Below are 26,185 nucleotides of genomic sequence, written 5' to 3'. Positions count from 1 at the left end.
TCGATCAAGACGATGGACGAATCGCCTTACGCTCCCCGATTCCTGACCGATATATAGGTTGGGGATGCAGGAGGAGGAACGGTGACGAGCACCTACATCGAGACCGGTGGGCACGTGCGGGTGTACGACGACGCTGTGCGTACGCATCAGGAGTTCCCGCTCGGGACGTACCGGGTGCACTTCACCTCGAAAGAGGGCTTCAGCCTGATCAAGGTCGAGGACCTCACCGTCGGCACCGAGCGGATCTACGGCGGTCGCGAGAGGAAGGTCGACAAGATCTTCCGCTCGTACGCTCTCTCCGATCGCAGCCTCGGAGTCATGCTCTCGGGCGACAAGGGCATCGGCAAGACGCTGTTCCTCCGGATGGTGGCCGAGGAGGCGCGCGAGCAGTGCCTGCCGGTCGTAATCGTGTCGGAGGACAACGACGGCATCGTGGAGTTCCTGGACACGCTCGACGAGTGCCTGATCATCTTCGACGAGTTCGAGAAGATCTTCCCCGCCGGTCGTCGCGGCATCGCCGACGGCAGCAATCGCCAGAACCAGTTCCTCTCGCTCTTCGACGGTCTCTCGTCCGTCAAGCGCATCTACTGCCTCACCGTGAACGACATCAGCGATGTGAGCACCTACATCGTCAACCGTCCTGGACGATTCCACTACCACATGCGCTTCGAGTACCCGGGGCCGGATGAGGTGCGCCAGTACCTGGTCGATCAGGCCCCGAACGCCGATCCGGACGAGATCGAGAACGTCGCGCTCTTCTCCCGACGAGCACGGCTGAACTACGACCATCTGCGCGCGATCGCCTTCGAGCTCGAGCAGGCGGATGCGCGGTTCGCCGAGATCGTCCAGGATCTGAACATCAAGTCCGTGGAACCGAGCACCTACCGCATCGAAGCGCGCTTCCCCGACGGCAAGGTCTGGTCGGAAGAGGTCGAGATGAACCTCTTCGAGCGTGGGGACGTCGGTCGCACATTCGAGCTGCGCAATGCGACCCGCTCACTGTTCGCGTCATTCGTGCCGAAGGATCTCATCTTCGAGCCGGACGGCAGCATCTTCGTCCCGATCCACAAGCTCGATCTGCTCGACGACGAGGACGAGGAGCCGGAGGTCTACCCGACGACGGTCAGCCTCATCCTGGTCGGCCAGGCGAGCTACGGCTTCGGGCTCTGAACCCGCGCGTCAGACGCCGACGGCGTGCGACAGGATCGCCCTGGTGAAGCGCTGCCCACCGGCGGTGAGACGCTCGAAGTACGCGTCGAGCACGGATGCGGATGATCGCGACACGGGTTCTGGGACCGCATGCGGCTCGTCCTCGTAGTGACGCTGGAGCGCATCGCGCAGCATCCGCACCGCCTCAGCGCGCTGCTGCGAGACCGCGGCGTGTGAGACTCCGAGCTCCTCGGCGATCTCTCTGACGGTGCGGTCCTCGAAGTACACCGCCCGCACGATCCACCGCTTGCGCTCGGGGAGCGCATCGACCGCTCGACGCAGGAACTCGTCGCGCTCGGAGGCGATCGCGAGGTCTTCCGGCAGGTATCCGGTCCACACCACATCCGGCGCGTCGGGAGCGTCGAGACTCAGAAGCATGCGCTCGGCATCCGCGAGACCCTCGCGCACCTCGACGGGCTCGACCCCCATCACCGACGCGATCTCCGCCACCGTCGGCGTGCGCCCGAGCGTCGCGGAGAGCGTCTCGCGCACCTTCGTGGTGGCCTTCGCGCGGGCGCGCACCTCGCGGGGCGCCCAGTCCATCGAACGCAGCTCGTCCATGAGCGCCCAGTTGATGCGTCCTCTCGCGAACGCCCCGAACGGCACCCCGAGGGTGGCGTCGAACTTCTCGGCGGCTCGCACCAGCGCATACGCGCCGGCTGAGGCGAGGTCGTCACGGGAGACCTGCGTGAGACGGGAGGCGACGTAGGCGGTCGCCGCTCCGACGATGTGCAGGTGGTCGACCACGAGCTGGTTCCGTGCGCGCATCGGCATCGGACGGCCTCTTTCACTGTAAGAGCAAGCCCTCCCCAGCGACTCACAGCGTGGCCACTCCCCAGCGACCGGATCTACATTCAACTACATGCTAGAGGTGCGCGGCACAGAAAGATCCCCGAAGGCGTCAACCTCCGGGGATTCTCGTTTACGTTCAGATAACGATGACTAATCGTTCACCTTCACGCGTCTGTTCACTTCACGGGTCGCCGAGAACTTCAGCACCGTGTAATCGTTCACCTCGGCGTCGCCGTCCTGCTTCGCGAACTGCACGCGGTGGCCCTTGTGAGTCTGCGGATAGAACTTGCCGAAGTTGGTGAGAGTCACCGTGTTGCCCCGCCCGACGAGGTCGAGAAGCTCGTCGATCATCGCGTTGTACGCCGTCTGAGCGGCCTGCACCGAGATCCCGCCCCGTCGCGCGAACCTCTGCACGAACTCTCTCTTGCTGACGCGTGCGGTCTCGAGCGTCCTTGATGTGCTCATTCTGTTTCCGTCCCATGGAATGCTCGTCGCCGAGCGATGTGCGCTGTACCCCTACCAGCCGCATCCGTGGCGTGCGCAGGTCCCAAACTCCTGCGACGACGCCGGGATCTGCCAGTACCCCAGCCTGTGCTCTTCAGAGAATAGATGCTCTTCCTTGGTATATGCGGTGAATATCGGAATTCTCTGCTTCCCCGACATCCGACCGGTGCTAGCGGAGTGCCAGCTCTTCCGCTGCGAGCGGCGGCGTCTGCGCCTGGGCCGCGTCGCGCGCACGCCGTGCCGATCTCGTCGATGCGACCATCTGCGCGCGGATGTCCCGGCCCTCCGCATCGGCGCCCACCGACAGCTCCGTGCCGCCGAGCGTCTTCGTGTTCAGCACGACCGCTCCGTCGTGGATCAGCAGGTCGGCGCTGACACCGAACACGGTACCGACGACGCTTCCCGCTGCATCGCGGAGCGGGGTCCTGTTCTCGCCGGCGGCGCGCTCGATGGACGCGAACTGCTCCGCCGAGTATCGCGCCGAGTTCTCGTGCCCAGAGGCCGACCTGCCGTCCTTCTTCGAGACGAGAGCGAGGCTGATCTGGCCCGGCGCGCGCCGATCACCGGGGTGCACCCGCGCGTCGAGGTAGTGCACGGCATCCTCATCCGCCGTCCGCGCGACGACGCGGTCGTCGTACGCCAGCACGACGAGATTGACCGCGCGCATCGCGCCGGGTCCATGGGTCCGGGATCGCAGATCGACCACTTCATCTCTCCTGTGCGTCTGGTGGGTGCAGGCGGTCGTCAGCTGCCGAGCAGCGCGCGGATCGGATGGGCCTGGTCATCGAGGATGACCTGTACGGCGCGCCCGCTCTCGTCGTGGATGACGATCGGGGCACGGAGGTTGACGTGCACGCCCTCAGCCGACGGGTTCGCGACGACGAAGACGCCGGCAGCGCCCTGATCGGGCGCACCGATATCGGCGAGGACGTCGGCGGGGATGTCGGGCGAGTAGGGGTAGTCGGCGGACAGCGGATCCCACAGGAACAGCCGCACGTCGGCATCCACGGCTCGGAGGGCGAACAGTCCGGCCGCCCCGTCGAGCTGCTCGATCGTGAAGGCGGTGTACGGCGCGAGCCCCGGCATCGGGGAGACGAACTGGACGGAACGGCTCATCGTCTCAGCGGCGGCGGTCATCGCAGGAACTCCAGGAGGTTGGTCTGCAGCGACTTCGCCGTCACCTGCAGCGCGGATTGGAACACGAGCTCCGCCGACTGCAGCCGCACGAGCACTTCGAGGCTGTCGACGTTCTCGACCTCGGCGCGGCGCGCTTCGAGGTCGACTGAGGTCGAGCGATTCTGCGCCGAGGCGCGCTCGAGCTGCACCTGACGTGCGCCGGTGGCGCCACGCGCTGCCACGACCTCCGTCAGCCGGTCGTCGATGTCAGCCAGTCGGCCACCCACCTCGGCACCGCTGCGGAGGTCGGCCGCGATGTCGGTGAGGAGGGCGAACGCACTGTTCGCCCCCTGCCCGAACGCCTGCGCGCCGTCGAAGTCCACGCGGACGGTCTCCGTGTCGCTGATCCGTCGACGCACGCCGTCCCCCTGGCTGCCGTTGAACGCGAACGTCACCGGATCGAACGCTCCCCCTGCATCGCTCGTGCCCGCGAACACGCTTCGGCCGAGCACCGTCGTGTTGGCCTTCGCGAGGAGCTCGGCGCTGATGGTCTCGAGCTCCTGCGCGATGGCCTCCCTGGCCGTGGGGCTGAGCGCGCCGGAGTTGGCGCCCTGCGCGGTGAGGTCGCGAGCGCGGTTCAGCAGATCGGTGCTCGCCCCGAGAGCGGTGTCGACGGTGGTCACCCACGCCATCCCGTCACTGATGTTGCGGGCGAACTGCGCGACGCGGGCCTGGTCGCCGTGCACCCCGAGCGTCGTCGCCGCAGCGGCCGGGTCCTCGCTCGGCGAGCGGAACGCACGCTGCGACGCCGCCTGATTCTGCAGGCGCTCGCGGTCGGCGAGGTTGGTCTGCAGCGTCCGCAGCGACTGCTGCGTCATGGTGCTGCTCGTGATGCGACCGATCATGAATGCTCTCCCCAGAGTCAGCGGCCGACGAGGCCTGTGCGGTTGATCAGCAGGTCCAGCGCCTCGTCCACTGCCGTCAGCACGCGGGCTGCGGCCTGGTACGCGGTCTGGTAGGTCAGGAGGTTGATCGTCTCCTCGTCGCCGTCGACGGACGAGTTCGACTGCTGGGCGGTCACAGCGGCGACCGCCCCCATGTCGGCGATGTCGGCGCGCTGCAGGTCACCGGCGACGGCCACCGCGAACCCGGTGACGAAGCTCGACCACGTCTTGCTCGGCCCCGTCGCGGACGTCCCCAGGCCGCTGATGCGGTCGGCGATCGTGGTGTCCTTGGCGCCGGCTCCCGGAGCTGCGAGTGCGAGATCGCCGAGGCCCGTGGGGACCACGCTCAACCCGAGTGCGGCGGGGCCCGCAGCGTCCAGCGCGAAGAAGTCCCCACCCGGGGTGCCCGAGGCATTGACGCCGGTGCGGTGGATGTCGTTCACCGCGGTCGCGAGCGCCGTGGCCGTCTGGTTGTAGGCGGCGGCGACGTCGGCCAGGGTGCCGCCCTCGGCCGCCGGAGCCAGCGTGCTGATCGTGCCGCCGACGAGTCCGCCGGTGATGGTCACGGCGAGGCCGGGTCGATCGGCCCACGCCACGGTGATGCGGCCGGCGTCGGCGATGTCGCGCGGACCGCTCGCGACGAGCGCCCTGCTCGTGTCGCCCGACACGAGGGCGTTGCCGTCGACGCGCAGCGTGAGAGTGCCGTCAGCCTCGACGTTCCCCTTCGCGCCGACGGCCGTCGACAGCTGCTGCGCGAGCACGTTGCGCTGGTCGATCAGCTCGTTCGCGTTGCGCCCCGACTGCAGCGCATCCCGGATCTGGCCGTTCAACGCCGCCACCTGGCCTGCGACGGCGTTCACCTCATCGATCTGGCTGTCGACCTGTCCACGGAGGTCGCTCCACTGGCCTGCGATCGTCTGATACCCGGCCGCGATCTGCCCGATGAGCACCGTCGCCTTCGTGAGGACGACCTGCGCTGCCGCGGGGTTCGGCGTGTTCGCGAGATCGGACCATCCCGACCAGAACAGGTTCAGGTTCGCGGCGAGTCCGTCCTTCGTCGGCTCCGCGAGCACGTCCTCGGCTCGCCCGGCCGCGGTCGCGCGAGCGGCCCAGAAGCCCGACGTGGACAGCGCATCGCGCACTCGCGCGTCGAGGATGTCATCGCCGAGACGGGCGATGCCGGTCACATTCACTCCGCCGCCGACGGCCAGGCCAGACGGCCAGAGTCCCGTCTGACCGGGCGCCGAGACGGATGCCTGATCGACCCGCTGGCGCGTGTAGCCGGGGGTTGTCTGGTTCGCGATGTTCTGGCCGGTGACGGTCATGCCCGCGCGCGCTGCGGAGAGCGCGGATTCGGCGAGACGGAGGCCTGCGAAGGACGACATGGCCGTCACACCCTCGTGTCGAGCAGACGGGCGTCGGCCTCGCGCACCACGTCGCCCTGCGGGTCGTATTCGCCGGTGGGCACGCCGAGCCCGGCGATGGTCTCCTGAGTGACGCGGATGGCCGTGCGCAGGCGCTGCTCGTTGACCTTCTTCATCTCGCCGATCTCGTCGGCGAGGACGACCATCGCCTCTAGATGGCCGGAGAAGACCTCGCGCCACGCGTCCGTCGGTGCGGCATCGATGAGCTCGCGCAGGGTCGTCGCCTCGGGGACGCCCCACTCGTCCGCGACGGAGACGACCAGCGTGTCACGCGAGAGCGCCACCGTCGGCATCGCGGCGAGCACGCGCTCGACCTCGTTCGCCGCATGGTGGATCCAGCGATTGCGTCCGGTCGCGAGGAGCATCTGCTGCTCGTCCAGCTTGAAGAGCAGCACTTCGAGCAGATCGCGCTCTCGCATCAGCTGCATGCTCAGGTCGTGAGCGGCCACGATAGGTCACCTCGTCAAAGTCGCGGTTACGTGTCGGGTTCGCCCGTCACAGTGAGGACTATCGCGACATCGCGCGCACGAGTAACTCGGACCGCATGGGGAGAACTCCCCATTGACAGATGTCAGTTCGTGGGTGTCGTGCGTCCGAGAGCGCTCAGCAGAAGGGCCTCCGCGGATTCGTCGGACGACGTCTGCACCGCTTCCTGGTTCGCGTCCGTGACGGCGAGGACGATCTCCGCGCGATGGATGCGCTTGTCCCGAGGGGCGTCGATGCCCACGCGCACGCCGCTGGGAGTCACCGCCAGGATGGTGACCGTGATGTCGTCGCCGATCACGATGCTCTCGTTCGCGCGTCTCGTCAGTACCAGCATGCGTCTGCCTTCCATGGCTCGAGCGCTGTCGCGCCTTCTGCACATAAAGCTATCGCACTCGACTCGTAAATCAGCAGATCACGGGGTCAGACCGTCGCGCTCGGCAGCGCGGACTGCGACATCCGCACCACACCGACCACGTCCGTCGCGAGTCCCCCGGCCGCCGCCTCGTCATACGACAGTACGGGCAGCCCGCTGACCTGCGACGACACCATCCGACGCACGGCCTGCCGCAGCGACGGTGCGCACACGAGCACCGGCTCCGGGCCCGCCTGTTCGAGCTCCGCGACCGTACGTCGCACGCCCTCCAGCAGCTGCATCGTCGCTTCGGGGGTGAGCACGATCTGCGGGAGCCCCTCGACGACGCGCATCCCCTCGAGCATCTGCTGCTCGAGGATCGGGTCGAACATGATCACTCGGATGCGACCGTCTTCGGCGAAGCGCGAAGCGATCGCAGGTCCCAGCGCCGCGCGGGCGGCATCGATCAGCCCGGCCGTCTCCGTCGAGGTCTTGCCGCGCAGCGCGAGCGCCTCGTAGATGCGGGCCAGGTCGTTGATCGGCACCCGCTCGGCCAGGAGGCCGGCGAGGACCCGCTGGATCGCGGCGAGGGAGAGCACCGCCGGGGTCAGCTCCTCGACGGTCGCCGGGCTCGACTGCTTCAGATGCTCGGTGAGCTGGCGTACATCCTCCAGCGACAGCAGCCGGTCTGCCTGGCCCTGCACGATGTCGGAGAGGTGGGTGATGATGACGCTCGCCCGGTCGATCACCGTCGCGCCCGCCATGTCCGCGGCGTGCGACATCTCGGTCGGCACCCACTTGCCCTCCAGCCCGAACACGGGATCCACCACGGCGGTGCCGGGCAGCTGCTCGAGCCCGGTGCCGATGGCGAGGACGTGACCGCGCGGCACCGAGCCGCGACCTGCCTCGACGCCGGCGATGAGGATCGCGTAGGTCTGGGCCGGCAGGTCGATGTTGTCGCGGGTGCGCACCGGCGGCATCAGGATCCCGATGTCGAGCGCGAGCTTGCGCCGAAGCGACTTCACCCTGGTGAGCAGGTCGCCCGATCCCCCGGATGCCAGGTCGACGATGTCGGGCGACAGCGAGATCTCCAGCGCGTGCACGCGCATCCGATCCATCAGCTCCTCGGGGCCCTCAGCGCCGGCCTCGACGGCCTCCTGCTGCAGAGCATCCGCTTCGAGTGCGGCATCCCGGTCCTCGTTGGCCTTCACGCGAGACGCGGCGAACAGCAGCACGGCGCCGATCGCGAGGAAGACGACGAGGGGCATCCCGGGGATGAAGCCCATGGCGATCGCCGCAAGTCCGGTGATCACCAGGGCGTTGCGGGACTGCATGAGCTGGCGTCCCGCCGCCTGCCCCATCTCGGTCTCGGCGTTCTCGCGCGTGACGATCATGCCGGTGGAGACCGCCATGAGCAGCGCGGGGATCTGGGTGACCAGGCCGTCCCCGATGGTCAGGATGCTGTACGTCTCCAGCGCCTCACCGACCTCCATGCCGTGCTGGATCATGCCGATGATGATGCCGCCGACGAAGTTGATCACCACGATGACGATGCCGGCGATCGCATCGCCCTTGACGAACTTCGACGCACCGTCCATCGCGCCGTAGAAGTCGGCCTCTGCCGCCACCTCGGCACGGCGGCGACGCGCCTCCGTGTCGGTGATGAGCCCGGCGTTGAGGTCGGCGTCGATCGCCATCTGCTTGCCCGGCATCGCGTCGAGGGTGAACCGGGCGCCCACCTCGGCTACGCGCTCCGCGCCCTTGGTCACGACGACGAACTGGATGACGGTGAGGATGAGGAAGATCACGGCGCCGATGACGAGCGAGCCGCTGATCGTGATCTGTCCGAACGCCTGGATCACCTGGCCGGCGTGAGCCTCGCTGAGCACGAGACGGGTCGAGGCGACGTTGAGGCCGAGACGGAAGAGGGTCGCGACCAGGAGCAGGCTCGGGAAGACCGAGAAGTCGAGCGGCTTCTTGATGAACATCGCGGTGAGGAGGATCAGCAGCGCGAACGAGATGTTGAGGACGATGAGGACGTCCAGCAGCGGGGTCGGGATGGGCACGATGAGCAGGAGGATGATGCCCACGACCCCGACGGGCACGGCTCCCTTGGACAGCAGCTGACCGATCATGCGTCTCGCCTTCGTTTCTCTCTACTCGTCTGATCCGGACCCGCCGGGCTCACAGCCCGCGGTCTTTGGTGCTCTCGAACGGCATCGTGTGAGTCCCGCGTGCCGAGCCGCGGCGCTTCAGATGCTCGATGAACGCGAGCACCTGAGCGACCGCGGTGTACAGCTCCTCCGGGATCTCCCGCCCGATGTCGCATGCGGAGTGCAGCGCCCGCGCGAGCGGGATGTCCCTGACCATCGGCACGCCGGCCTCCTCGGCCTTCTCGCGGATCTTCTGCGCCACGATGCCCGCACCTTTCGCCACCACGCGGGGCGCCGACTTGCCCGGCTCGTAGCGCAGGGCGACGGCGACATGGGTGGGGTTCACCAGCACGACATCGCTGTCTCCGACCGCGGCGATCATGCGGTTGCGGCTCATGGCGAGCTGGCGCGAGCGACGCTGGGATCTCACCAGCGGGTCGCCCTCGCTCTTCTTGTGCTCATCCTTGGCCTCGTTCTTGGTCATGTGGGTGTGCTTGCGATTCCGGCGCATGACCACCGCGACGTCGATCGCCGCGAGCAGGATGCCGACCGCCACCGCCACCTGCAGAAGGGCCACCGCTCCCCCGGCCGCCTGCTCGAGCAGCCAGGTGATGTTGTGGCTGCCGCTGGCCATCAGCACGGGCACGAGACCCGAGACGACGATCCACAGAGCCAGGCCGATCGCGGCGGTCTTCAGGAGCGCCTTCGCACCCTCCCACAGCGCCTGTTGACCGAACACGCGCTTGAGCCCGGCGACGATGTTGAACTGCTCGGTGCGGGTCGTGACGCCCCGGAGGTGGATGCCGCCCTGCGCGACCGCCGTGGCGGTGGTGGCGAGCAGGACCACGAGCAGCATCGGCAGCATGATGCCGCCGAGCGAGCCGACGGCCGAGCCGAGGACGTCGAGCGCGGCCGCGTCCGTGGGATTCTTCGCCACCGGGGTCACCGCGAGGAACAGTTCGGTGAGCACCTGGGTGCCAGAGGAGATCGTCGGGACCATCATCACCGCGGCGGCGGCGATGCACACCCAGGCGGTGAAGTCCTGGCTGCGGCCGATCTGGCCCTTCTTCCGCGCTTCCTTCAGGCGACGCTCGGTCGCCTTCTCGGTGCGTTCTCCGGTGTCGGTCTCGCTCATCGGGTCACCCCCAGGAGCAGCCTGGCAGCGTCCTCGGCGATGACGGCGACCACGCTCGGCAGTGCGGCGTAGACGAATCCGACCAGCAGCAGCGTCAGACCGATCTTGATCGGGAAGCCCATCGCGAAGGCATTCAGTGCCGGAGCGACGCGGCTGACGAGTCCGAGTCCCACGTCGGCGAGGAAGAGGACGATCAGCAGCGGCCCCGCGATCTGGACGGCGCTGAGCATCATCTGGCCGGCAGCGCCCACCAGGGCCTCAGCGGGCTTGCCGAGGTCGATCATCCCGGTCACGGGAACGGCGTCGAACGAGCGGAAGAGCCCACCCAGCACCAGCTGGTAGCCGTCGGACGCGAACAGCAGCAGGATCGCGGTCATCTGGAAGAGGCGGGTGAACTGCGCTCCGTTGATCGCCATGCCCGGATCGAACGCCTGGGCCATCTGGAATCCGCCGAACGTGTCCACGAGATGCCCGGCGCCCTGGATCGCGCTGAACAGCACCATCACGAGGAAGCCGAGCAGCGCCCCGGTCAGCGCCTGCCCCGCGAGGGCGAGCATGAACGCGCCGGTGTCCAGACGCTCATAGCCGTCCGTCACCACTGGGGACACGGCCAGAGCGAGACCCGCCCCGAGCATCGCCCTGATCCGCATCGGGATCGTGCCATGGCTGAACGGCGGGGCGATCACGAGGAACGCCGTGATCCGCACGCAGGCGAGTGCGGTGGCCTCGAGCCACGTGAAGTCGATCGGGATGTGCATCAGCCGCCGTTCAGCAGCGACGGGATGCGGGCGAACATCTCGTTCGAGAACGCGATCATCTCGGCGATCATCCAGTGCCCGCTGACGAGGAGCGCGATGCCCACGGCCACCAGCTTCGGGACGAACGAGATCGTCATCTCCTGCACCTGGGTGATCGACTGCAGGAGCGAGATGGCGAACCCGACCACGAGGGCCGTGATCAGCAGCGGCGCACAGAGCTTCGCGCCCAGGATCAGGGCCGCCTGGCCGATGTCGATGACTGCTTCGGGATTCATCAGCCGCCGCCGTTGTAGGACTGGACCAGCGCGGTGATGACCATGCCCCACCCGTCGATGAGCAGGAACAGGAGGATCTTGAACGGCAGCGAGATCATCACCGGCGGGAGCATCATCATTCCCATCGACATCAGCGCGCTGGCGACCACCAGGTCGATCACGAGGAAGGGGACGAAGATGATGAATCCGATCAGGAAGGCCGCGCGGAGCTCGCTGATCATGAAGGCGGGCACCAGCGTCTGCAGCGGGATGTCGGCGGCATCCGCCGGGTTCTCCATCTGGGCCGCTCGATGCATGAGGGCGATGTCCTCTTCGCGGGTGTAGGAGAGCATCCACTCGCGCAGCGGCTCCTGAGCGAGCTCGAAGGCTCGACCGAAGTCGATCTGACCGTCGGTGAACGGGGCGACCGCGACGGCGTTGATGTCCGTCAGGACCGGCCACATGATGAACAGGGTGAGGAACAGGCTGAGACCCGCGAGCACCTGATTCGGCGGGATCGAGGGCAGCGAGAGCGCGTTGCGGGTCAGCGCGAGCACGACGAAGATCTTGGTGAAGCTCGACATCATCAGCAGCAGAGCCGGGGCGACGCTGAGGATCGTGATGCCCAGCAGCGTCATGATGCTGTCGGACGGGGCGCCGTTGATGCCGTTGATCGTCACGCCCTCGCCGTCACCGATCTCGGCGGGGAGGATCGCCGGCAGCGCGGTATGGGCCGCTGCGGCGTGCGCGCCGTGGGCGTCGACCACCACCAGCACGGCTGCGGCTCCCAGAGCGGCGGCGAGGAGGAGCCAGGCACGCCGACGCGGGTGCGTCACGCGCAGGGGCGACGCAGCGGCGGCGGATACGGGCACGGCGGCACTCCGAGGATGGGTGACGTGGCCGATCCGTAGCCAGGGGGGTGAGCGATCCGTGCTCGCAGACGACTATCGCGACGGGACGGCCCTCGCGTAACCGCCGGCGGTCTGATCGCGTCGGGCGCGGTCAGGCGACCGAGCGCAGCGCGCGATCGACGATGTCGTCCGGAGGCTGCGGGCTCACCGCCGGAGACTCGTCCGCCGGCAGCTCCTCCTCCACGACAGGCGCTTCCTGCGTGTCGACGACACTGATACCGCTCTCGGTCACGCCGAGCACATAGCGGATGCCTCCGAACTCGGCCACGACCAGCTGGGCCTTGCCGCCGATGCCCGAGCGGGCGACCACCGTGATCTTCTCCGGCCGCGTTCTGGGCGCTCTGGGCCCCGGTGCAGGGCGCGAGGGGACGAGCTCGCCCAGTCGCGTCCACCGCTTCGGCAGGAGACCCGCCAGTGGACTGGATCCCTTCGCCTGCGACTTCTGCAGCCGCCGGCTGAGGAAGTACAGCAGCCCGAGCACGGCCGCCAGGGCGACGATCGCGCGGAGGGCGACGAGGAGGTCGTCCATCGTCAGACGTTCTCTGCGCCGTCGAGGATCCGCTCGACGCGGATCGCGAAGTCGCCCTCGGCCACGACGACGGTGCCGTGTCCGATCAGGCGACCGTTGAGCTTGATGTCGGCGGGGCTGCCGGCGGCGCGGTCCAGCTCGACCACGCGACCGGGTTCGAGGGAGAGCACGTCGCGCACCGGCATCCGGGTGCGGCCGATCTCGACCACGAGCTCCATCTCGACGCCCGCGATCCGACTCAGCCGCTGGGGTCCGGGGGCGGCGCTGCTGCGCGCGCCGTCGATGCGCACGGCGGCCCTGGCGACGACACGGCCGTCGGCGTCCACCATGTCGAAGACCTGGGTGCCCGCGGCCGTGAACACCTCTGTCGCGGGTGCGAGCTCGCCCGCGCTCAGGGCACCGGTGCCGAGGACGGCGACCGCCGCCTCGAAGATCGGATGCAGCCGGTCGGCCAGGTCCGCCGTCGGCGAGCCGTCCTCCAGCTGCGACGGGTCGGCGACCTGGATCGCGATCCGCGCTCCAGGGCTCCCGGTGAAGGTGACCACCACCGCCTCCCCCGCGGCGCCGGGGTCGGTGGAAGGGGCCGGGATGACGGGGTAGCCGAACGGCAGCTTGCCGGCGATCGCCGCGGCGATCGCGGTCTCGTGGAAGGTGCTCATCAGTGGGTCTCCTCAGGGGTGGTCGTGATCTTGCAGGTGAGGCGCGAGCCCCTGCTGCCCGGGGTGGCGAGGCCGATCTGGGTCCGGCCTGCCACGAGCTCGTATGGTCTGGTCTCCGGATGCGGCAGACGCAGCAGGTCCCCCGGGGCCAGATCGAGGATCTCCCCGGTGCCGATCGTGAGCGGCGCGAGCCGCAGCGTGAGCTCCAGCGGTGTCGACCGCACCTGTTCCAGCGTCTGCTCCGCGGTGTGTGCCGCGCCCGCGTCCGATCCGGTCGCGGCGAGTCGATCGACCACCGTCGAGGCGGGCAGCATGACGGTCGCGACCGTCTCGGAGTCCCCCAGCCGCATCGTGTACCGGGCGACGATCACGGCGGTCGTCGCCGCGATCACCTGCATGTACTGGGGGTTGTAGTGCACCGCGCTGAATCGCGGAGCTCCGGGCAGCAGCGCGTCGAGGCTCGCGTGCAGGTGCTCGAAGGTGCCCTCCATGAGGTTGCGCACGAGGGCGAGCTCGATCGGCGTGAACGTGCGCGCCGCGGGCAGCGACGTGCTGCGCCCGCCCATCATCTGCACGACCCAGAGCAGCGCGCTGTCGAGCCCGAACTGCACGACGCACGGCTCCTCGCGGTCGGCGAACGACCCCGCCACCATCGCCGTGGTGCCCGGCAGGGTCGCGGAGTACTCCTCGTATGAGACGAGGTCGACGCTCTCGAGGGTCAGGTGCGCTCGCACCCTGACCTTCGCGGTGAGCTGGGACGACCACAGGCGGGCGAACGACTCGAACGCCGCCTCCAGGTGCCTCGTGCTCTCCCGCCCGAGCTGCGCCGGGCGACTGAAGTCGTACTCGGCGTACCGAACAGCGGAGTCCTCGAGCACGGCGGCTGCGGTCATGGTGTTCTCCTCGACGATCGTGGTCACGGGCACTCAGTTCTTCGCTGCGGCGGCGAGTGCGGGGATCAGCGCGCGCACCTGCTCTTCTTCGGTGGACTCGACGACGATGTCGACACGCCTGTTGCTGGCGAGCGCCTGAGGACTGTCGCCGCGCACGATCGGTCGGGTGTCGGAGAAGGCCGTGGCCTTGACCCGCGGCCCGCCGACGCCCTCATGCTCGACGAGGAAGCGGGCGACCTGGGTGGCGCGACCGCCCGACAGCTCCCAATTCGTCGGGAACGGGGCGGCGGAATGGCGATGATCGGCATGCCCCTCGACGCTCACCTGGTTGTCGACCGTGACCAGCACGTCGCCGATCGCGTCGAGCACCGCATCCGCCTTGCGCGAGAGATCGGTGCTGTTGTCGGCGAAGAACGTCTCGGCACCCACGAGGCCGACCTGCAGTCCGCGGTCGTCGATCACGAACTCGACCGTGTTCTGCAGGCCTTGTGTGGCGAGAGCGGCGCTCATCCGATCGCGCAGCTCCTCCAGCGACTCGTATTCGGCCTGCGCGCGAGCGGCCAGGTCGACCACGCCGTCGTCGTCCTGCAGCTCCGGGGGCACGATCATTCCCTCCGCCGTATCGGCGCCACCCTCGGTGCTCTCCTGCCCGAATCCGGTGGCGAGGCTGTTGGCCAGCATCTCGAATTTCGTCTTGTCGACGTTCGAGACGGCGAACAGCACGATGAACAGGCACATCAGCACGGTGACCATGTCGGCGTAGGAGACGGCCCAGCGCTCGTCCGGCTCGTCGTGCGAGTCCTCCTCGTGACCACGACCTCGCGCTCGACGGGCGGTGCTCACCGTGCGCCCTCTGCCGGCTCTGCATCCTTCTTCTGCTTCTTCGCCGCGGGCGCCGCGCCGGACATCGCCTCCAGCCGCTCCTGCAGCAGGTGCGGCGCGCTGCCGGCCTGGATCGCGAGCATGCCCTCGGAGACGAGCGTCATACGCTCGGTCTCCACAGCGGCGATGCGGCCGAGCCGGCCGGCGATGGGATTCCAGATGAAGTTGGCCGAGAGCAGCCCCCAGAGTGTCGCGACGAAGGCCGCGGCGATCATGGGTCCGAGGTGATCCGGTTCGTCCAGCTTCTCCAGCACGTGCGTCAGCGACACGACCGTGCCGACGATGCCGATCGTGGGCGCGTAGCCGCCCAGCGATCCGAAGAACTTGGAGGCCACGCGGTTGCGCGACGACGTGGCGACGATCTCGTCGTCCATCACCGTCCGCAGGTCCTCGGCATCCGTGCCGTCGGCGAGAGCCTGCAGGGCCTTCCTGGTGAACGGGTCCGGTGCGTCGTCGAGCTCCTGCTCGAGCGCCAGGAGCCCCTCGCCGCGCGCCTTCTCCGCGTAGCCGACGAGGAACGGGATCACCGCCTCCGGAGTACTCTGGGGTCCTCTGACCATGCGCCCGAGACTCTTCACCGCCTGGATCGTGTCACGCAGGGTGTGGCTCGCGATCCCCACGCCGATCGTCGAGCCGAGCACGAGGATCATCGGTGCGGGGATGAGCAGCGCCTCGAAGCTCGCACCCTCCATCGTGATCATGGCGACGAGGGCGCCGAACGCGAGGACGACGCCGATGACGAATGCGGGATCCACGCTCAGGCTCCCGTCTGCGTCGTGAGTGCGTGCGCTGCGTCGAGGACACGGGCCCGGTAGGCGACGACGAGGTCGATGACACCGTCGAGCGACTCCTCGATCACGTAGACATGCCCGTCGACCATGTGCAGGGTGGTGTCCGGCGACGCGTGGATCCGCTCGATCAGATCGGGGTTCACCGCGAACCGGGTGCGGTCGAGGCGGGTCACGATGATCATCGGGGTTCTCCGGGTCGGACGAGAGGGGGAAGTCTGCCCCGACTATCGCGACGGCGCCCGTCCCTGGTAACCAGAGACGGGCGCCGCGATTCGCAGGATCAGGCCAGCAGCGGGATCAGACGTCAGCGCTTCAGCTGGGTCAGCTCCTGCAGCACCTCGTCGCTGGTGGTGATGATGCGGGCGTTCGCCTGGAAGCCGCGCTGCGCGACGATCAGATTGGTGAACTCCTGCGAGAGGTCGACGTTGCTCATCTCCAGAGCACCGGAGACGAGGTTGCCGAATCCGGCCTGTCCCGGCTCTCCCATACGAGCGGCGCCGGAGTTCACCGACACGCGGTAGGCCGTGCCGCCCGCCTTCTCGAGACCTTCGGGGTTGGCGAAGGTCGCCATCGCGATCTTGCCGAGCGTCTGGGTCGCGCCGTTGCTGAACGTGCCGACGATCGACCCGTCGCCCGTGATGCTGTACGACTTCAGCGACCCGGCCGCCGAGCCGTTCTGTTCCGACACAGCCACGGTCGACATGTTGGCGTAGCCGGTGACGGAGCCGAGGTCGACGCTGACCGTGCCGGCCGTGAGGGTGAGCCCAGCGCCGGCCTGCTTGCCGTCGGTGAACGCGAGAGCGCCGGTCGCGCCGCTGACCGGCTCCGTGACGTTCCACCCGGTCGCGGTCTTCGTGAACGTGAGGCTGAGCGTCGAGGGGGTGCCCTGCGCGTCGTACACGGTCACATCGCGGACCAGCTCGTCTCCGGTCGCCGCCGTCGACGGCAGGTTGCCGGTGACGGTCGCCGTCGTGGTCGCCTTCGCCGGCGAGACGGCATCGAGCGGCAGCACGATGTTGCCCGTCGCCTGCCCGGTGTTGACCACGCCGTTCTGCGCCGACCAGCCCTGGACGACCGCGCCGTCGGCGGTGACCATCTTGCCGGTGGGGTCGAACGAGAACCCTCCGGCACGGGTGTACAGGGTCTCGCCGCCGGAGCGGACCGCGAAGAAGCCGTCGCCGGAGATCATCAGATCCCCACCGCGGCCGGTCGCCTGCGCCGAGCCCTGTGCGAAGTTGGTGCGCACGCCGGCGACCTGCACGCCGAGACCGACCTGGGCGGGGTTGCGGCCGCCGACCTCGTCGTCGGGGATGCCAGGATTGCCGATGAGCTGCGACAGAGAGTCCTGGAACAGCACGGACGAGCCCTTGAAGCCGGCCGTGTTGACGTTGGCGATGTTGTTGCCCGTGACATCGAGCATGGTCTGGTGCGAGCGGAGTCCGGAGATGCCGGAGTAGAGCGAGCGAAGCATGGGGATTCTCTCTTCCTGGGTGGAACGGGGGTCAGGCTGCGGTCTGGGGAACCGCGGGGTGGTCGGGGAGGCGAGGCCGGTGATGGCATCCAGTGCGATGGTCTTCTGGCCGATCGTCACCTGCGGGATCGGCCCGTCGAACGACACCTTCGTGACGACGCCGGACACCGTCTTGCCGTCGGCGTCCTTGTAGCTCGCCTCCTGGCCGATGAGGGCGCTCGCCGCCTGGCGCATATTGAGGGCGAAGGCCTCGGCGCCGTTGTCGGCGAGGGTCGTCAGCTGCTCCATCATCGCGAGCTGGGTCGTCTGCGAGATCATCTCGTTGGTGTCCATCGGGCTCGAGGGATCCTGGTGGGTCAGCTGCGTGACGAGGAGCTTCAGGAACACCTCGCCATCGAGCACCTGCTTGCGGGCGGCCGGGTCGCTGGTGCTTCCGGTGTAGATCGAGCTGGGTGCGCTCACGGCGTCGACGGTCATGTGATCGTCCTCTCAGGCGAAGATGTCGAGGCCCGCGCCGAGGCCGGCGTGGGGTGTGGTCTGGATGAGGCGGGAAGCGCTGGGATCGAGGTCGCCGTCGGTGCGCAGCGCGGATCGGCCACGGTCGCCGCCCTCGCGCGCCCCGCCGTCGCGAGCACTCCCCTCACGAGTGCCGCTCTGGTCGGCCGCCGCCGAGCCGGCACCGGACTGGCCGCCGCGATCGCCGGAGGCATCGGCCGCGCCCCCGACGCTGAGCGTGGCGTGCGGCATCACCGCGGCCAGGTCTCGGCGCAGGTCGGTGAGGATCGTGCGCAGGGCATCGCGGCCCGCATCCGTCGCACCGCTCAGCTCGACCCGCACCTCGCCGGCCGCGCTGATGTGCGCGCGGACGGTGACCGGCCCGAGGCTGTCGGGGTTCACCGTCATCGTGAGCTGATGGGTGCCGCTCGGCCGCTGCGCGATGCTCACCACGACAGGCGCCACCTGCGCCGCGACGGCCCGGGCGACGGGAGCGGAAGCGCCTGCGCCCGCCGCAGGAGCCACGGGTGGGGCGGATGCCGTCGCCACGACAGGCCCCGATGCCGACGCCCCGGTGGTCTGCGGAATCGGCTCCCCTGCATCGCGCGACGTCACGCCGTCGTCGGATGCCTCCACTGCGGTCGGCGCGGCAGCGGCCGCACCGAGGACGGGCGGAGGCGTCAAAGCTGCCTGCGCGCTGCCGTCCGTCGACGCTCGCCCCGGCGTCGGGGCGGAGCCGACCGGCCCTGCCGCCGCCTCCACCGTGACTCCCGGAGCTGGAGCTGGCGTCGACGCGGAGGGTGCGCCCGGCGTCGGCGACTCCGATGCCCGGCCGGGCCGGGTGACCGCTGCCGCGCCCGTCGTCGCACTCGCGCCCGCTTCCGCTGCTTGAGCGCTCGGCGACGCGGTGCTCGGCGTGCTGATCGATACCGCGGACTCGGCTCCGAGGGGCGCCAGCTGCGCGGCAGCACCGCTGTTCGACACCGACCCGGCCAGGGCCGTCCCGCCCGACGACGGGACCGGCATGGCACCGTCGTCGTCCACGCCGGCGCCCGGCGTGGACGCACCCGGACCCGGCATCGCGCCCGTGGCCTGAGCCGCGAGCTGCAGGAGCGCCGCACCCATCGCCCCGGCATCCGTGTGCGATTCCGCGGGCGTCGGGGTCACGCCCGGCCGCTCACCGTCCGCAGCGGAATCAGCGTCGCCCTCTGGTCGACCCCGGCCCTCCGATGCATCGAGCTCGCGGCCGGCGACGAGCAGCGCATCGCCGAACGACGATCCGGTGTCCGCGACCGGACGGCTTCCTGTCTCTCCGTCGGCGGCAGCGCCGAGCATCGCACCCACCAGGCTCACCGCGCTCATCCGATCATCTCGATGAGCTTCTGCATCGAGGATGTCGATCCGCCGACAGGGCTCGAGCCTGCCGAGCCGGCGGAGAAGAGCGTCTGCAAGGCGGAGAGCAGCTCGGCATCCGTCCCGCCCGTGCCTGTCTCTCCGACGGCGCCGGATGCCGCGGCAGGGTCCGTGGTCTCGACGCCGGACGCCGACTTCGCCGCGTCGAGCACCTCGGCGAACGCCGTCGCATTCGCCTGCGCCGTCTCCGGCGTCGCCTCGACGGCCGCTGCGTCGGCTGCACGGGCCGCAGGGTCAAGGGACACGATCTGACTCTCGATCGCATCGACGCGTGTGATCACCGCATCGAGACCGCTCATGCTGCACTCCCCTCGCGGCGAGAGCTGCGCACCACGGCGATCTCGTCGAGGGCGCTCTGCTCCGCCGCCAGCTCCGACTTCGCCGCCTCCGCGCGGTGCGTCGACTCCAGCCGCTCCAGCCCCTTGAGCTCGCGGCGAGCGTCCACATGGGCCGATTTCGCCTCCGACTCGCTTCTGCGTCTCATCTCCACGAGCGCCTGCAGATCGCTGAGCGTGCTGCGGCCGGCAGCCCTCGCGGCCGCCATCGCCATGAGCGTGCTCGGGTCGTCGACCTGCGCGCTGATGTCGGCGAGGCTGCTGACGGCGTGCTGCGTCGCCGTCTCGGCGTCGACGCGCTCTGCACTCGCCCGCGACAGCTGCTCTGCGGCGACGCGTTCCTGGGCACCGCGCACACGCAGCAGGCCAGCCAAGGGGAAGGTCATGGGGTGAGTCCTCCGAAGTCGGTGATGAGGGCGGCGAGCTGCTGCCAGGAGTCGTCGGATGCCGTGAGATCGTCCATCCGCTGAGTGAGGAACCGCGAGATGCTCTCGTCATGAGCGAGCGCGGCGTCGACCAGCGGGTTGGCCCCGTGGCGGTAGGCGCCGATGTCGATCAGGTCGTTCGCACTGCGACGGGCCGCCAGGACGCTGCGCAGCGTCACCGCGTGCCCGCGCTGCTCCGGCGTGGTGATCTTCGACACGACGCGGGACACGGAGCCGAGGACGTCGACGGCCGGGAAATGACCGCGGATCGCCAGCGCGCGGTCGAGCACGACGTGGCCGTCGAGGATGCCGCGCGCAGCGTCGGCGATCGGCTCGTTGTGGTCGTCTCCGTCGACCAGCACCGTGTAGAGACCGGTGATCGACCCGGTGGTCCCGGTGCCCGCCCGCTCGAGCAGTCGAGCGAGGACGGAGAACGTCGACGGCGGGTACCCTCGGGTCGCCGGCGGCTCACCGGCACTCAGGCCGATCTCGCGCTGCGCCATGGCCACGCGGGTCAGCGAGTCCATCATCAGGACGACGTCGCGCCCGTCGTCTCTGAACCCCTCGGCGATCCGCGTGGCGACGAACGCAGAACGCAGACGTGCCATCGCCGGCTGATCCGAGGTGGCGACGACCACCACGGAGCGCGCGAGGCCCTCGGGACCGAGGTCGTCCTCGAGGAACTCCCGCACCTCGCGGCCGCGCTCCCCCACGAGGGCGATCACGGTGACGTCGGCCGCCGACCCGCGGGCGATCATCGACATGAGCGAGGACTTGCCGACGCCGGAGCCGGCGAAGAGGCCGAGACGCTGGCCCGTGCCGACGGGCGTCATCGTGTCGAGCACCCGGACCCCGAGACCGAGCTGCTCGTCGATGCGGCGGCGGTCCATGATGCTCGGCGCATCGTGGTCCAGCGAGACGAAGGCCGTGTTCGCGCCGAGCGGCCCCTTGCCGTCGATAGGCCGGCCGAGCCCGTCCAGCACCCGACCGAGGAGCGCGGGACCGATCGGCACCTGCAGCGGTGCTCCGCCGTGCCGCACGCGCGCTCTGGCGGTGATCCCGTCGAGCCGACCGAGCGGCATGCACCGGGCGGACGCACCGTCGACCGCGACGATCTCCGCGTCGACCGTGCGGCCCTTTGCGGCGTCGATGCGTACCCGGTCACCGACCGCCGCATCGAGGCCGAGCACTTCGATTCCCAGACCGCGAACAGCCTTGACCGTGCCCGTGCGCTCGGGGCGTGCGGCATCGAGGGCCCGCCGCCACGACGTCGTCACCGCTGTCGCTGCCGTCATCCGAGCACCTCGGTGATCTGTGCGTCGGCGGGATCGCCGAGGTCGGCCTCGCCACGCAACGCGGCGGATGCGCGGGCCATCGCCTGGTCGATGCGCGTGTCGACGGCGCCATCCTCGATCTCGACGATCGCGCCACCCCGGTCGACGTCGTCCGACGCCGTGAACTCCACCCCGTGCAGCTGCTCGATCGCACCGAGGTCGCCCCCGAGGACCTCCGCGTCGCGCACGCTGAACGCGACCTTGGTCCATCGGTCGGCGGGCATCTGCGCGAGTGCGCGCCGCAGCGCATGAGCAGCCGAACGAGCGGGGTCCGAGAGCTCGGCCCCCAGGATCGACTCGGCGAGCTGCACGGCGAACTGCTCGATCCGATCCGCGCTGAGCGCGCTGAGCGCGTCGATCCGCTGCTCGAGTGCGGTCTGTGCGGACGCCAGAGCACGCAGCGCCGAGCCGCGCTCGTGCAGGAATGACTCCTGCAGCTCCTGGGCGCGCAGCTCCTGCGCCGCCTGCTGCATCCTGCCCTCGTCGAGGGCGACCCGTCTGCCCTCAGCGAATCCGTCGGCGTACCCCCGGGTGCGAGCCCTGTCCGCTTCGCTGCGCACGTCGATCGGCGTCTCGCCCACGCGCGGCACCACGAGGGGGGTGAAGGCGGATTCGAACACGACGGACACCTCGGAGGTAGAAGACGAGGCCTGTCCGTGGCCCGATGGGCGAGCTGTCCGTGCTCGTCCCCGACTATCGCGACGGTCGGGTGCGGCCGTAACCAGCGCGGCCGAATCAGGCACCGCGGCGCTCGTCACTCGACGAGCTCGTCCTCGTCCTCGCGGGAGATCGTGATCTCCTCGGCGGCCTCCAGCTCGCGGATGATGCGCACGATCTCCGCGCGGGCCTCGTCGACCTGACGCATGCGCACCGGACCCAGCACCTTGGTCTCCTCCGCGAGGTTCTCCTGGTTGCGCTCGGTCATGTTGCCCTTGACCTTCTCGGTGATCTGCTCGTCCGCGCCCTTCAGCGCCAGCGCGAGCATCCGGAGGTCGATGCCGCGCAGCACGCGCTGCGCATCTCGGTCCTCGAGTCGGGCGATGTCGGCGAAGGTCACCATCCGGCTGCGGATGTCCTCCGCCAGCGCGAGATCGCGCCCCTCCAGGCTCGCCAGCAGCGACTTCTCCAGAGCGGTGTCCGACCGGTTGATGATCTCGACCAGCGGCTGCACTCCCCCGATGGATTCATGGTTGTCTCGCAACGCGAAGACGCCCGTGCGGGAGCGCAGCGAATCGGCGACGATCGAGATCGCCTCCTGGGTCGCGGTGCCCATCGTGGCGATCGCCTGGGCGACGTCGGTGCGCAGCGGATCCTGGAGCGCGGCGAGGACTGCGGCCGCGCGATCCGCCCGCAGGTTCGCGAGGACCACCGCGACGGTCGTGGGCAGCTCCCCCTCGAGGATGGTGGCGAGCTGGGCGGGGTCGGCGGCGTTGAGGAAGTCGAAGGAGACGGTGCCCTGCGACATCACCCGTCCCACCATGCCCACGGCCTTCTCGCGGCCGAACGCCGTCTCCAGCAGACCCGTGGCGAGCTCCTGGCCGCCTCGAGAGGGCACGGAGCCCCCGGTCGCGATCCGACGGAACTCGGCGAGGGCGCGGGCGGTCGAGGCGACATCCACACCGCCGAGCTGGGTGAGCTCGGCAGCCAGCAGCTCTGAGCGCTCCTCGCCGAGATGGCGCAGGACCTCGGCGCTGGCCGCTCGATCCATGTTCATCAGGACGATGGCGGCCTTGCGCAGACCGCTCATCGCCGCCGGCGGCGTCGCCGGCACGGTCTCCGTGGAGACCTCGACAGTGTCGGCCTGGGCGTCCAGCACATCCGTCAGCAGGCTCATACGGTCGCCTCGTCCATCAGGTCGGCCAGCGCGCTGGCGATGGCATCGGGTTCACGGCGCGCCAGGTCGTCGATCTCCCGGCGGCGGCGCTCGACGAGCACCTTGTCCGGCTCCGGCTCATCGTCGAGGTCGACCGACGCCGAGGGCAGCAGCTTCGTCGGCGCGGGCGCGATGATGGCGTCGGCATCCTTGAGTCCGCGCAGCGAGCGGAGCTTCTCCTCCTCGCTCTCCGTCACCGTGGCGAAGTACTCGATCGGGCCGTCCTCGGTGTACATCACGCGGCGCTTCATCCGGCGACGCACGACGAGGTAGACGACCAGGATGATGACGGCGAGCAGGATCGAACCGCCGATGATCGCCGAGCGCAGCAGTTCCTGTTGGAACTGCGCGTCGCGCTCGGCCTCCGCCGCCTGCAGCGCTGTCTGCGCCGCGGTCGCGCCGGCCTCGGTGAACTCGACGAACTCGACGGCGATCTCGTCGCCGCGTTCGACGTCGATGCCCGCGGCTGAGGCGACCAGCGACTCGATCTGCGCGGCGCTCACACCGGTGACCGTGCCCCGGTTCAGCGCGATGCTGACGGTCTGCCTGGTCACCTCGCCCGCGGGGGTGATGGTCTTCTCGGTCGACTTGTTGACGGCGTTGTCGCGCGAGGTCTCCTCGAACTCGTAGGCGCCGTTGCCCGAGCCGTTGTTCGGCACCGCGATGTTGTCCGGGCCCAGCACGCCGGTCCCCCCGCCCTGACCGCCGGTGTAGGTCTCGGTCTTGGTCTGCTCCGACGCGCTCAGCTCGCCCTCCGGCGCCGAGTACGTCTCCTCCATCCGCTCAGAGGTGGAGTTCGCGACGTCGGCCGACACGGTGACGGTGGCGTTGCCAGGCCCGACGATCGTGTCGAGCATGGCGCTCACGGACGCGGCCACCTTGGCCTCGTGCTCGGTCGCCTGCTTCGAGGAGTTCCCGGTGAGACCCGTACCGACGGCGGAGAGCACCCGGCCGTCCTGATCGGTGACGGCGACGTCCTCGGGAGTCATGCCCGGCACCGAGGCGCTCGTGAGATGCACGATGGCCTCGATCTTCTCGTCGCTCAGTGTCGCCCCGTTGCGGGTCTTCACGAACACGGATGCCGTCGGGCTCTGCTGCTCCGAGACGAACACGCTCTCCTCCGGGATCGCCAGCTGCACGGATGCCGTGGATATCCCCTCCATCGCTCCGATGGTGCCGGCGAGCTCACCCTCGATCGCACGCTTGTAGGTCACCGACTGCTGGAACTCGCTCGCGGTCACCCCCATCTTGTCGAGGAGCGTGTACCCCTCGCTGGTGTCGCCGGGCAGACCGGCGGATGCCGCGGCGAGGCGCTGCGGGTAGACCTGGTCGTCCGGGACGAGGATCGTCGCGCCGCCCTCGGTGAGCTCGTACGAGACGCCCGCCGACTTCAGCTGCTCGACGACCGCGGAGGCGTCGCCCGCGCTCAGGCCGGTGAAGAGCGGACTCATCTGCGGCTTGGTCAGCCAGGAGCCCAGCGCGATGGCGCCCATCACCAGCAGCGCGACGCCGATGATGGCGATCGTGCGCTGGGCGAGCGTGAAGCCCGAGACGACCTGCTTGGCGCGGCCGTAGTACGTGGTCAGCATCTTCGGCATCGTCAGGCCTGCATCCTCATGATCTCGTTGAACGCCGAGACGCTGCGGTCACGGACGGCGACCACCAGGTCGAGAGTCACCGACGCACGTGTCGAGGCGATCATCGCCTGATGGATGTCCTGCAGATCTCCCGTCACGGCCTGCACCGCGAGCTCGTTCGAGGTCGACTGCAGCTGCTGCAGGCTCTCGACCGCGCCGGTGAGCGAGGTGGCGAAGGTGCCGGCCGAGGTCGGGGCGCCCGCGGCATCCGGTCCTGTCTCGAAGCTGAGCGCCGACAGCGGCGTGATGCCTGCGGCGGAGACCGCCTCGATCCCGCCGCTCATCAGCCGCGACCGATCTGCAGGGCGGCCTCGTAGGTCGTCTTCGCGCGGTCGACGACCGCGGCATTGGCCTCGTATCCGCGCTGCGCGAGGATGAGCATGCTCATCTGGTCGCCGAGCTCGACGTTGGGGTACTGCACATAGCCGTCCTCGTTCGCGTAGGGGTGCTCGGGGTCGTACACGAGCTTCGCCTCGGCCTCGGATTCCACGACCCCCGCGACGTACACGCCGGGGCTGTCCGTGCCTGCCTGAACGGTGACGAACTTCTCGCGGAAGGCGTCCTGACCGGCAGGGGTCGCGGTGTTGACGTTGGCGATGTTGTCGCTGAGGGCGTCCAGCCACTTGCGGTGGGCGGTGAGTCCGGTGCCGGCGATGCCGATGGCGTCGAAGGTCATGCGGACGCCTGCCCGATCGCCTTGGTGATCGATGCCGCCTGGCCGCCGATGGCCTGGCTGGCGAACTGGAACCGCAGCACGGTGTCGATGTTCGACAGCGTCTCGGTGTCGAGGTTGACATTGTTGCCGTTCAGGCGGGTCGGCTCCAGCGACCTCTCGACGGTCGGCGAGACGGTGCCTGAGCCCGCCTCGACGGCAGAGCGCAGCTCATCCTCGAACTGCACGCGCTGGGCGTGGTAGCCGGGGGTGTTGACGTTGGCGATGTTCTCGGCGATCGAGCGCTGGCGCAGCGCCAGCCCGTCGAGCGCGCTGATCAGCGCGGAGGAGGTGACGGATTCGAGCACGGGGGCACTCCGGATGTTGGTGGAGAGGCCGATCCTTGGCCAATCGTCGAGCGATCCGTGCTCTGTGCCCACTATCGCGACACTCGGGGCCGGCCGTAACCGCGGTCGTCACCCCTGTATGTCGAGATAGGCGGGGACGTCGGCTCGACCCGTCGGCACCCGGCGCAGGGCGGCGATCTCCCGCGCGACATGGGCGCGAGAGGCGGTGAGCCCGCCGATCATCAGCTGCTGCCTCGCGAGCACGGCTTCGGCGCGGGCGCGCAGTTCGGCCGGGATGGGACCTGCCGGCGGCTCGAACCCCTCGGCGTCGAGCGTGTCGTCTGCAGCGTCGAGCGCGCGTTCGAACTGGTCGAGCACGGCCAGCCAGGCGGTCAGGTTGTCACTCACGGA

Annotated in this window: 32 protein-coding genes; 1 reads left to right on the top strand and 31 read right to left on the bottom strand. The window is 69.3% G+C overall.

The window, feature by feature from the left end; all coding sequences use genetic code 11:
* Positions 1–81 precede the first annotated feature (81 nt).
* Positions 82–1,170: an AAA family ATPase gene (locus tag BLW44_RS09185; RefSeq protein ID WP_060928139.1), complete on the top strand. Its 1,089-nt coding sequence runs from the start codon at positions 82–84 to the stop codon at positions 1,168–1,170.
* Positions 1,171–1,179: 9 nt separating this feature from the next.
* Here BLW44_RS09185 and BLW44_RS09180 read toward each other — a convergent pair whose 3' ends face one another.
* From BLW44_RS09180 to BLW44_RS09030, 31 genes are all read right to left on the bottom strand, one after another.
* Positions 1,180–1,983: a sigma-70 family RNA polymerase sigma factor gene (locus BLW44_RS09180; protein WP_060928140.1), complete on the bottom strand. Its 804-nt coding sequence runs from the start codon at positions 1,981–1,983 to the stop codon at positions 1,180–1,182.
* Positions 1,984–2,151: 168 nt separating this feature from the next.
* Positions 2,152–2,466: an HU family DNA-binding protein gene (locus tag BLW44_RS09175; RefSeq protein ID WP_060928141.1), complete on the bottom strand. Its 315-nt coding sequence runs from the start codon at positions 2,464–2,466 to the stop codon at positions 2,152–2,154.
* A 208-nt stretch (positions 2,467–2,674) separates the two neighbouring features.
* Entirely contained in the window at positions 2,675–3,211 is a 537-nt protein-coding gene (locus BLW44_RS09170; protein ID WP_060928142.1) for a hypothetical protein, read from the bottom strand.
* Positions 3,212–3,249: 38 nt separating this feature from the next.
* Complete coding sequence (locus BLW44_RS09165) at positions 3,250–3,642, bottom strand: flagellar assembly protein FliW (protein WP_245647467.1); 393 nt, start codon at positions 3,640–3,642, stop codon at positions 3,250–3,252.
* Positions 3,639–4,526, bottom strand: a complete 888-nt coding sequence (gene flgL, locus BLW44_RS09160; protein ID WP_074731727.1) for a flagellar hook-associated protein FlgL — start codon at positions 4,524–4,526, stop codon at positions 3,639–3,641. The genes BLW44_RS09165 and flgL overlap by 4 nt, the downstream gene beginning before the upstream one ends.
* Positions 4,527–4,543: 17 nt before the next feature.
* The gene (flgK, locus tag BLW44_RS09155; protein ID WP_060928143.1) at positions 4,544–5,950 is read right to left on the bottom strand and encodes a flagellar hook-associated protein FlgK; all 1,407 of its coding nucleotides are present in this window, start codon (positions 5,948–5,950) and stop codon (positions 4,544–4,546) included.
* Between the two features lie 5 nt (positions 5,951–5,955).
* Positions 5,956–6,438 carry a flagellar export chaperone FlgN gene (gene flgN / locus BLW44_RS09150; RefSeq protein ID WP_060928144.1) on the bottom strand — a complete coding sequence of 161 codons (483 nt, stop codon included), beginning with the start codon at positions 6,436–6,438 and terminating at the stop codon, positions 5,956–5,958.
* A gap of 122 nt (positions 6,439–6,560) precedes the next feature.
* A complete protein-coding gene (gene csrA / locus BLW44_RS18430; RefSeq protein ID WP_060928145.1) occupies positions 6,561–6,809 on the bottom strand; it encodes a carbon storage regulator CsrA in 249 nt (82 codons plus the stop codon).
* Positions 6,810–6,895: 86 nt separating this feature from the next.
* A complete protein-coding gene (locus BLW44_RS09140) occupies positions 6,896–8,962 on the bottom strand; it encodes a flagellar biosynthesis protein FlhA (RefSeq protein WP_060928146.1) in 2,067 nt (688 codons plus the stop codon).
* A 49-nt stretch (positions 8,963–9,011) separates the two neighbouring features.
* Complete coding sequence (locus tag BLW44_RS09135; protein ID WP_060928147.1) at positions 9,012–10,115, bottom strand: EscU/YscU/HrcU family type III secretion system export apparatus switch protein; 1,104 nt, start codon at positions 10,113–10,115, stop codon at positions 9,012–9,014.
* Positions 10,112–10,873, bottom strand: coding sequence for a flagellar biosynthetic protein FliR (locus BLW44_RS09130; RefSeq protein ID WP_060928148.1), 762 nt, complete (start codon positions 10,871–10,873; stop codon positions 10,112–10,114). Before BLW44_RS09130 ends, BLW44_RS09135 begins: the two co-directional genes overlap by 4 nt.
* Positions 10,873–11,148: a flagellar biosynthesis protein FliQ gene (gene fliQ, locus BLW44_RS09125; protein ID WP_060928149.1), complete on the bottom strand. Its 276-nt coding sequence runs from the start codon at positions 11,146–11,148 to the stop codon at positions 10,873–10,875. Before fliQ ends, BLW44_RS09130 begins: the two co-directional genes overlap by 1 nt.
* Positions 11,148–11,999: a flagellar type III secretion system pore protein FliP gene (fliP, locus tag BLW44_RS09120; RefSeq protein ID WP_420811374.1), complete on the bottom strand. Its 852-nt coding sequence runs from the start codon at positions 11,997–11,999 to the stop codon at positions 11,148–11,150. Before fliP ends, fliQ begins: the two co-directional genes overlap by 1 nt.
* A 130-nt stretch (positions 12,000–12,129) precedes the next feature.
* Entirely contained in the window at positions 12,130–12,567 is a 438-nt protein-coding gene (locus BLW44_RS09115; RefSeq protein ID WP_060928150.1) for a flagellar biosynthetic protein FliO, read from the bottom strand.
* Between the two features lie 2 nt (positions 12,568–12,569).
* Positions 12,570–13,226: a FliM/FliN family flagellar motor switch protein gene (locus BLW44_RS09110; RefSeq protein ID WP_060928151.1), complete on the bottom strand. Its 657-nt coding sequence runs from the start codon at positions 13,224–13,226 to the stop codon at positions 12,570–12,572.
* Positions 13,226–14,119, bottom strand: a complete 894-nt coding sequence (locus tag BLW44_RS09105; RefSeq protein ID WP_074732073.1) for a flagellar motor switch protein FliM — start codon at positions 14,117–14,119, stop codon at positions 13,226–13,228. Before BLW44_RS09105 ends, BLW44_RS09110 begins: the two co-directional genes overlap by 1 nt.
* Positions 14,120–14,152: 33 nt before the next feature.
* Entirely contained in the window at positions 14,153–14,962 is an 810-nt protein-coding gene (locus BLW44_RS09100; protein ID WP_060928153.1) for an OmpA/MotB family protein, read from the bottom strand.
* Positions 14,959–15,756 carry a motility protein A gene (locus BLW44_RS09095; protein ID WP_060928154.1) on the bottom strand — a complete coding sequence of 266 codons (798 nt, stop codon included), beginning with the start codon at positions 15,754–15,756 and terminating at the stop codon, positions 14,959–14,961. Before BLW44_RS09095 ends, BLW44_RS09100 begins: the two co-directional genes overlap by 4 nt.
* A 2-nt stretch (positions 15,757–15,758) precedes the next feature.
* The gene (locus tag BLW44_RS09090; protein ID WP_060928155.1) at positions 15,759–15,974 is read right to left on the bottom strand and encodes a flagellar FlbD family protein; all 216 of its coding nucleotides are present in this window, start codon (positions 15,972–15,974) and stop codon (positions 15,759–15,761) included.
* A 122-nt stretch (positions 15,975–16,096) separates the two neighbouring features.
* On the bottom strand, positions 16,097–17,740 hold the full coding sequence (locus BLW44_RS09085; RefSeq protein ID WP_074731724.1) for a flagellar hook-basal body complex protein: 1,644 nt from the start codon (positions 17,738–17,740) through the stop codon (positions 16,097–16,099).
* A 12-nt stretch (positions 17,741–17,752) separates the two neighbouring features.
* Positions 17,753–19,120 (bottom strand): flagellar hook-length control protein FliK, encoded by a 1,368-nt coding sequence (locus tag BLW44_RS09080; RefSeq protein WP_074731722.1) that lies wholly within the window; start codon positions 19,118–19,120, stop codon positions 17,753–17,755.
* Positions 19,117–19,470, bottom strand: a complete 354-nt coding sequence (locus BLW44_RS09075) for a hypothetical protein (RefSeq protein ID WP_060926053.1) — start codon at positions 19,468–19,470, stop codon at positions 19,117–19,119. Before BLW44_RS09075 ends, BLW44_RS09080 begins: the two co-directional genes overlap by 4 nt.
* The gene (locus BLW44_RS09070) at positions 19,467–19,892 is read right to left on the bottom strand and encodes a flagellar FliJ family protein (RefSeq protein ID WP_060926054.1); all 426 of its coding nucleotides are present in this window, start codon (positions 19,890–19,892) and stop codon (positions 19,467–19,469) included. Before BLW44_RS09070 ends, BLW44_RS09075 begins: the two co-directional genes overlap by 4 nt.
* Positions 19,889–21,226 (bottom strand): FliI/YscN family ATPase, encoded by a 1,338-nt coding sequence (locus tag BLW44_RS09065; protein WP_060926055.1) that lies wholly within the window; start codon positions 21,224–21,226, stop codon positions 19,889–19,891. The genes BLW44_RS09070 and BLW44_RS09065 overlap by 4 nt, the downstream gene beginning before the upstream one ends.
* Positions 21,223–21,885: a FliH/SctL family protein gene (locus BLW44_RS09060; protein WP_139305261.1), complete on the bottom strand. Its 663-nt coding sequence runs from the start codon at positions 21,883–21,885 to the stop codon at positions 21,223–21,225. Before BLW44_RS09060 ends, BLW44_RS09065 begins: the two co-directional genes overlap by 4 nt.
* A gap of 134 nt (positions 21,886–22,019) precedes the next feature.
* Entirely contained in the window at positions 22,020–23,099 is a 1,080-nt protein-coding gene (gene fliG, locus BLW44_RS09055; RefSeq protein ID WP_245647356.1) for a flagellar motor switch protein FliG, read from the bottom strand.
* Positions 23,096–24,736, bottom strand: coding sequence for a flagellar basal-body MS-ring/collar protein FliF (fliF, locus tag BLW44_RS09050; RefSeq protein WP_060926057.1), 1,641 nt, complete (start codon positions 24,734–24,736; stop codon positions 23,096–23,098). The genes fliG and fliF overlap by 4 nt, the downstream gene beginning before the upstream one ends.
* A 2-nt stretch (positions 24,737–24,738) precedes the next feature.
* Positions 24,739–25,059 (bottom strand): flagellar hook-basal body complex protein FliE, encoded by a 321-nt coding sequence (gene fliE, locus BLW44_RS09045; RefSeq protein WP_060926058.1) that lies wholly within the window; start codon positions 25,057–25,059, stop codon positions 24,739–24,741.
* Positions 25,059–25,451 carry a flagellar basal body rod protein FlgC gene (gene flgC / locus BLW44_RS09040; RefSeq protein WP_060926059.1) on the bottom strand — a complete coding sequence of 131 codons (393 nt, stop codon included), beginning with the start codon at positions 25,449–25,451 and terminating at the stop codon, positions 25,059–25,061. The genes fliE and flgC overlap by 1 nt, the downstream gene beginning before the upstream one ends.
* Positions 25,448–25,795, bottom strand: coding sequence for a flagellar basal body rod protein FlgB (locus tag BLW44_RS09035; RefSeq protein WP_060926060.1), 348 nt, complete (start codon positions 25,793–25,795; stop codon positions 25,448–25,450). Before BLW44_RS09035 ends, flgC begins: the two co-directional genes overlap by 4 nt.
* A gap of 108 nt (positions 25,796–25,903) precedes the next feature.
* Positions 25,904–26,182, bottom strand: coding sequence for a hypothetical protein (locus tag BLW44_RS09030; protein ID WP_060926061.1), 279 nt, complete (start codon positions 26,180–26,182; stop codon positions 25,904–25,906).
* Between the last annotated feature and the right edge of the window lie 3 nt (positions 26,183–26,185).

The sequence above is a fragment of the Microbacterium hydrocarbonoxydans genome, assembly GCF_900105205.1.
GTDB lineage: Bacteria > Actinomycetota > Actinomycetes > Actinomycetales > Microbacteriaceae > Microbacterium > Microbacterium hydrocarbonoxydans.
The sequence above is the reverse complement of the archived record's forward strand: the minus strand, read 5'-3'. Positions and strand labels throughout refer to the sequence as shown.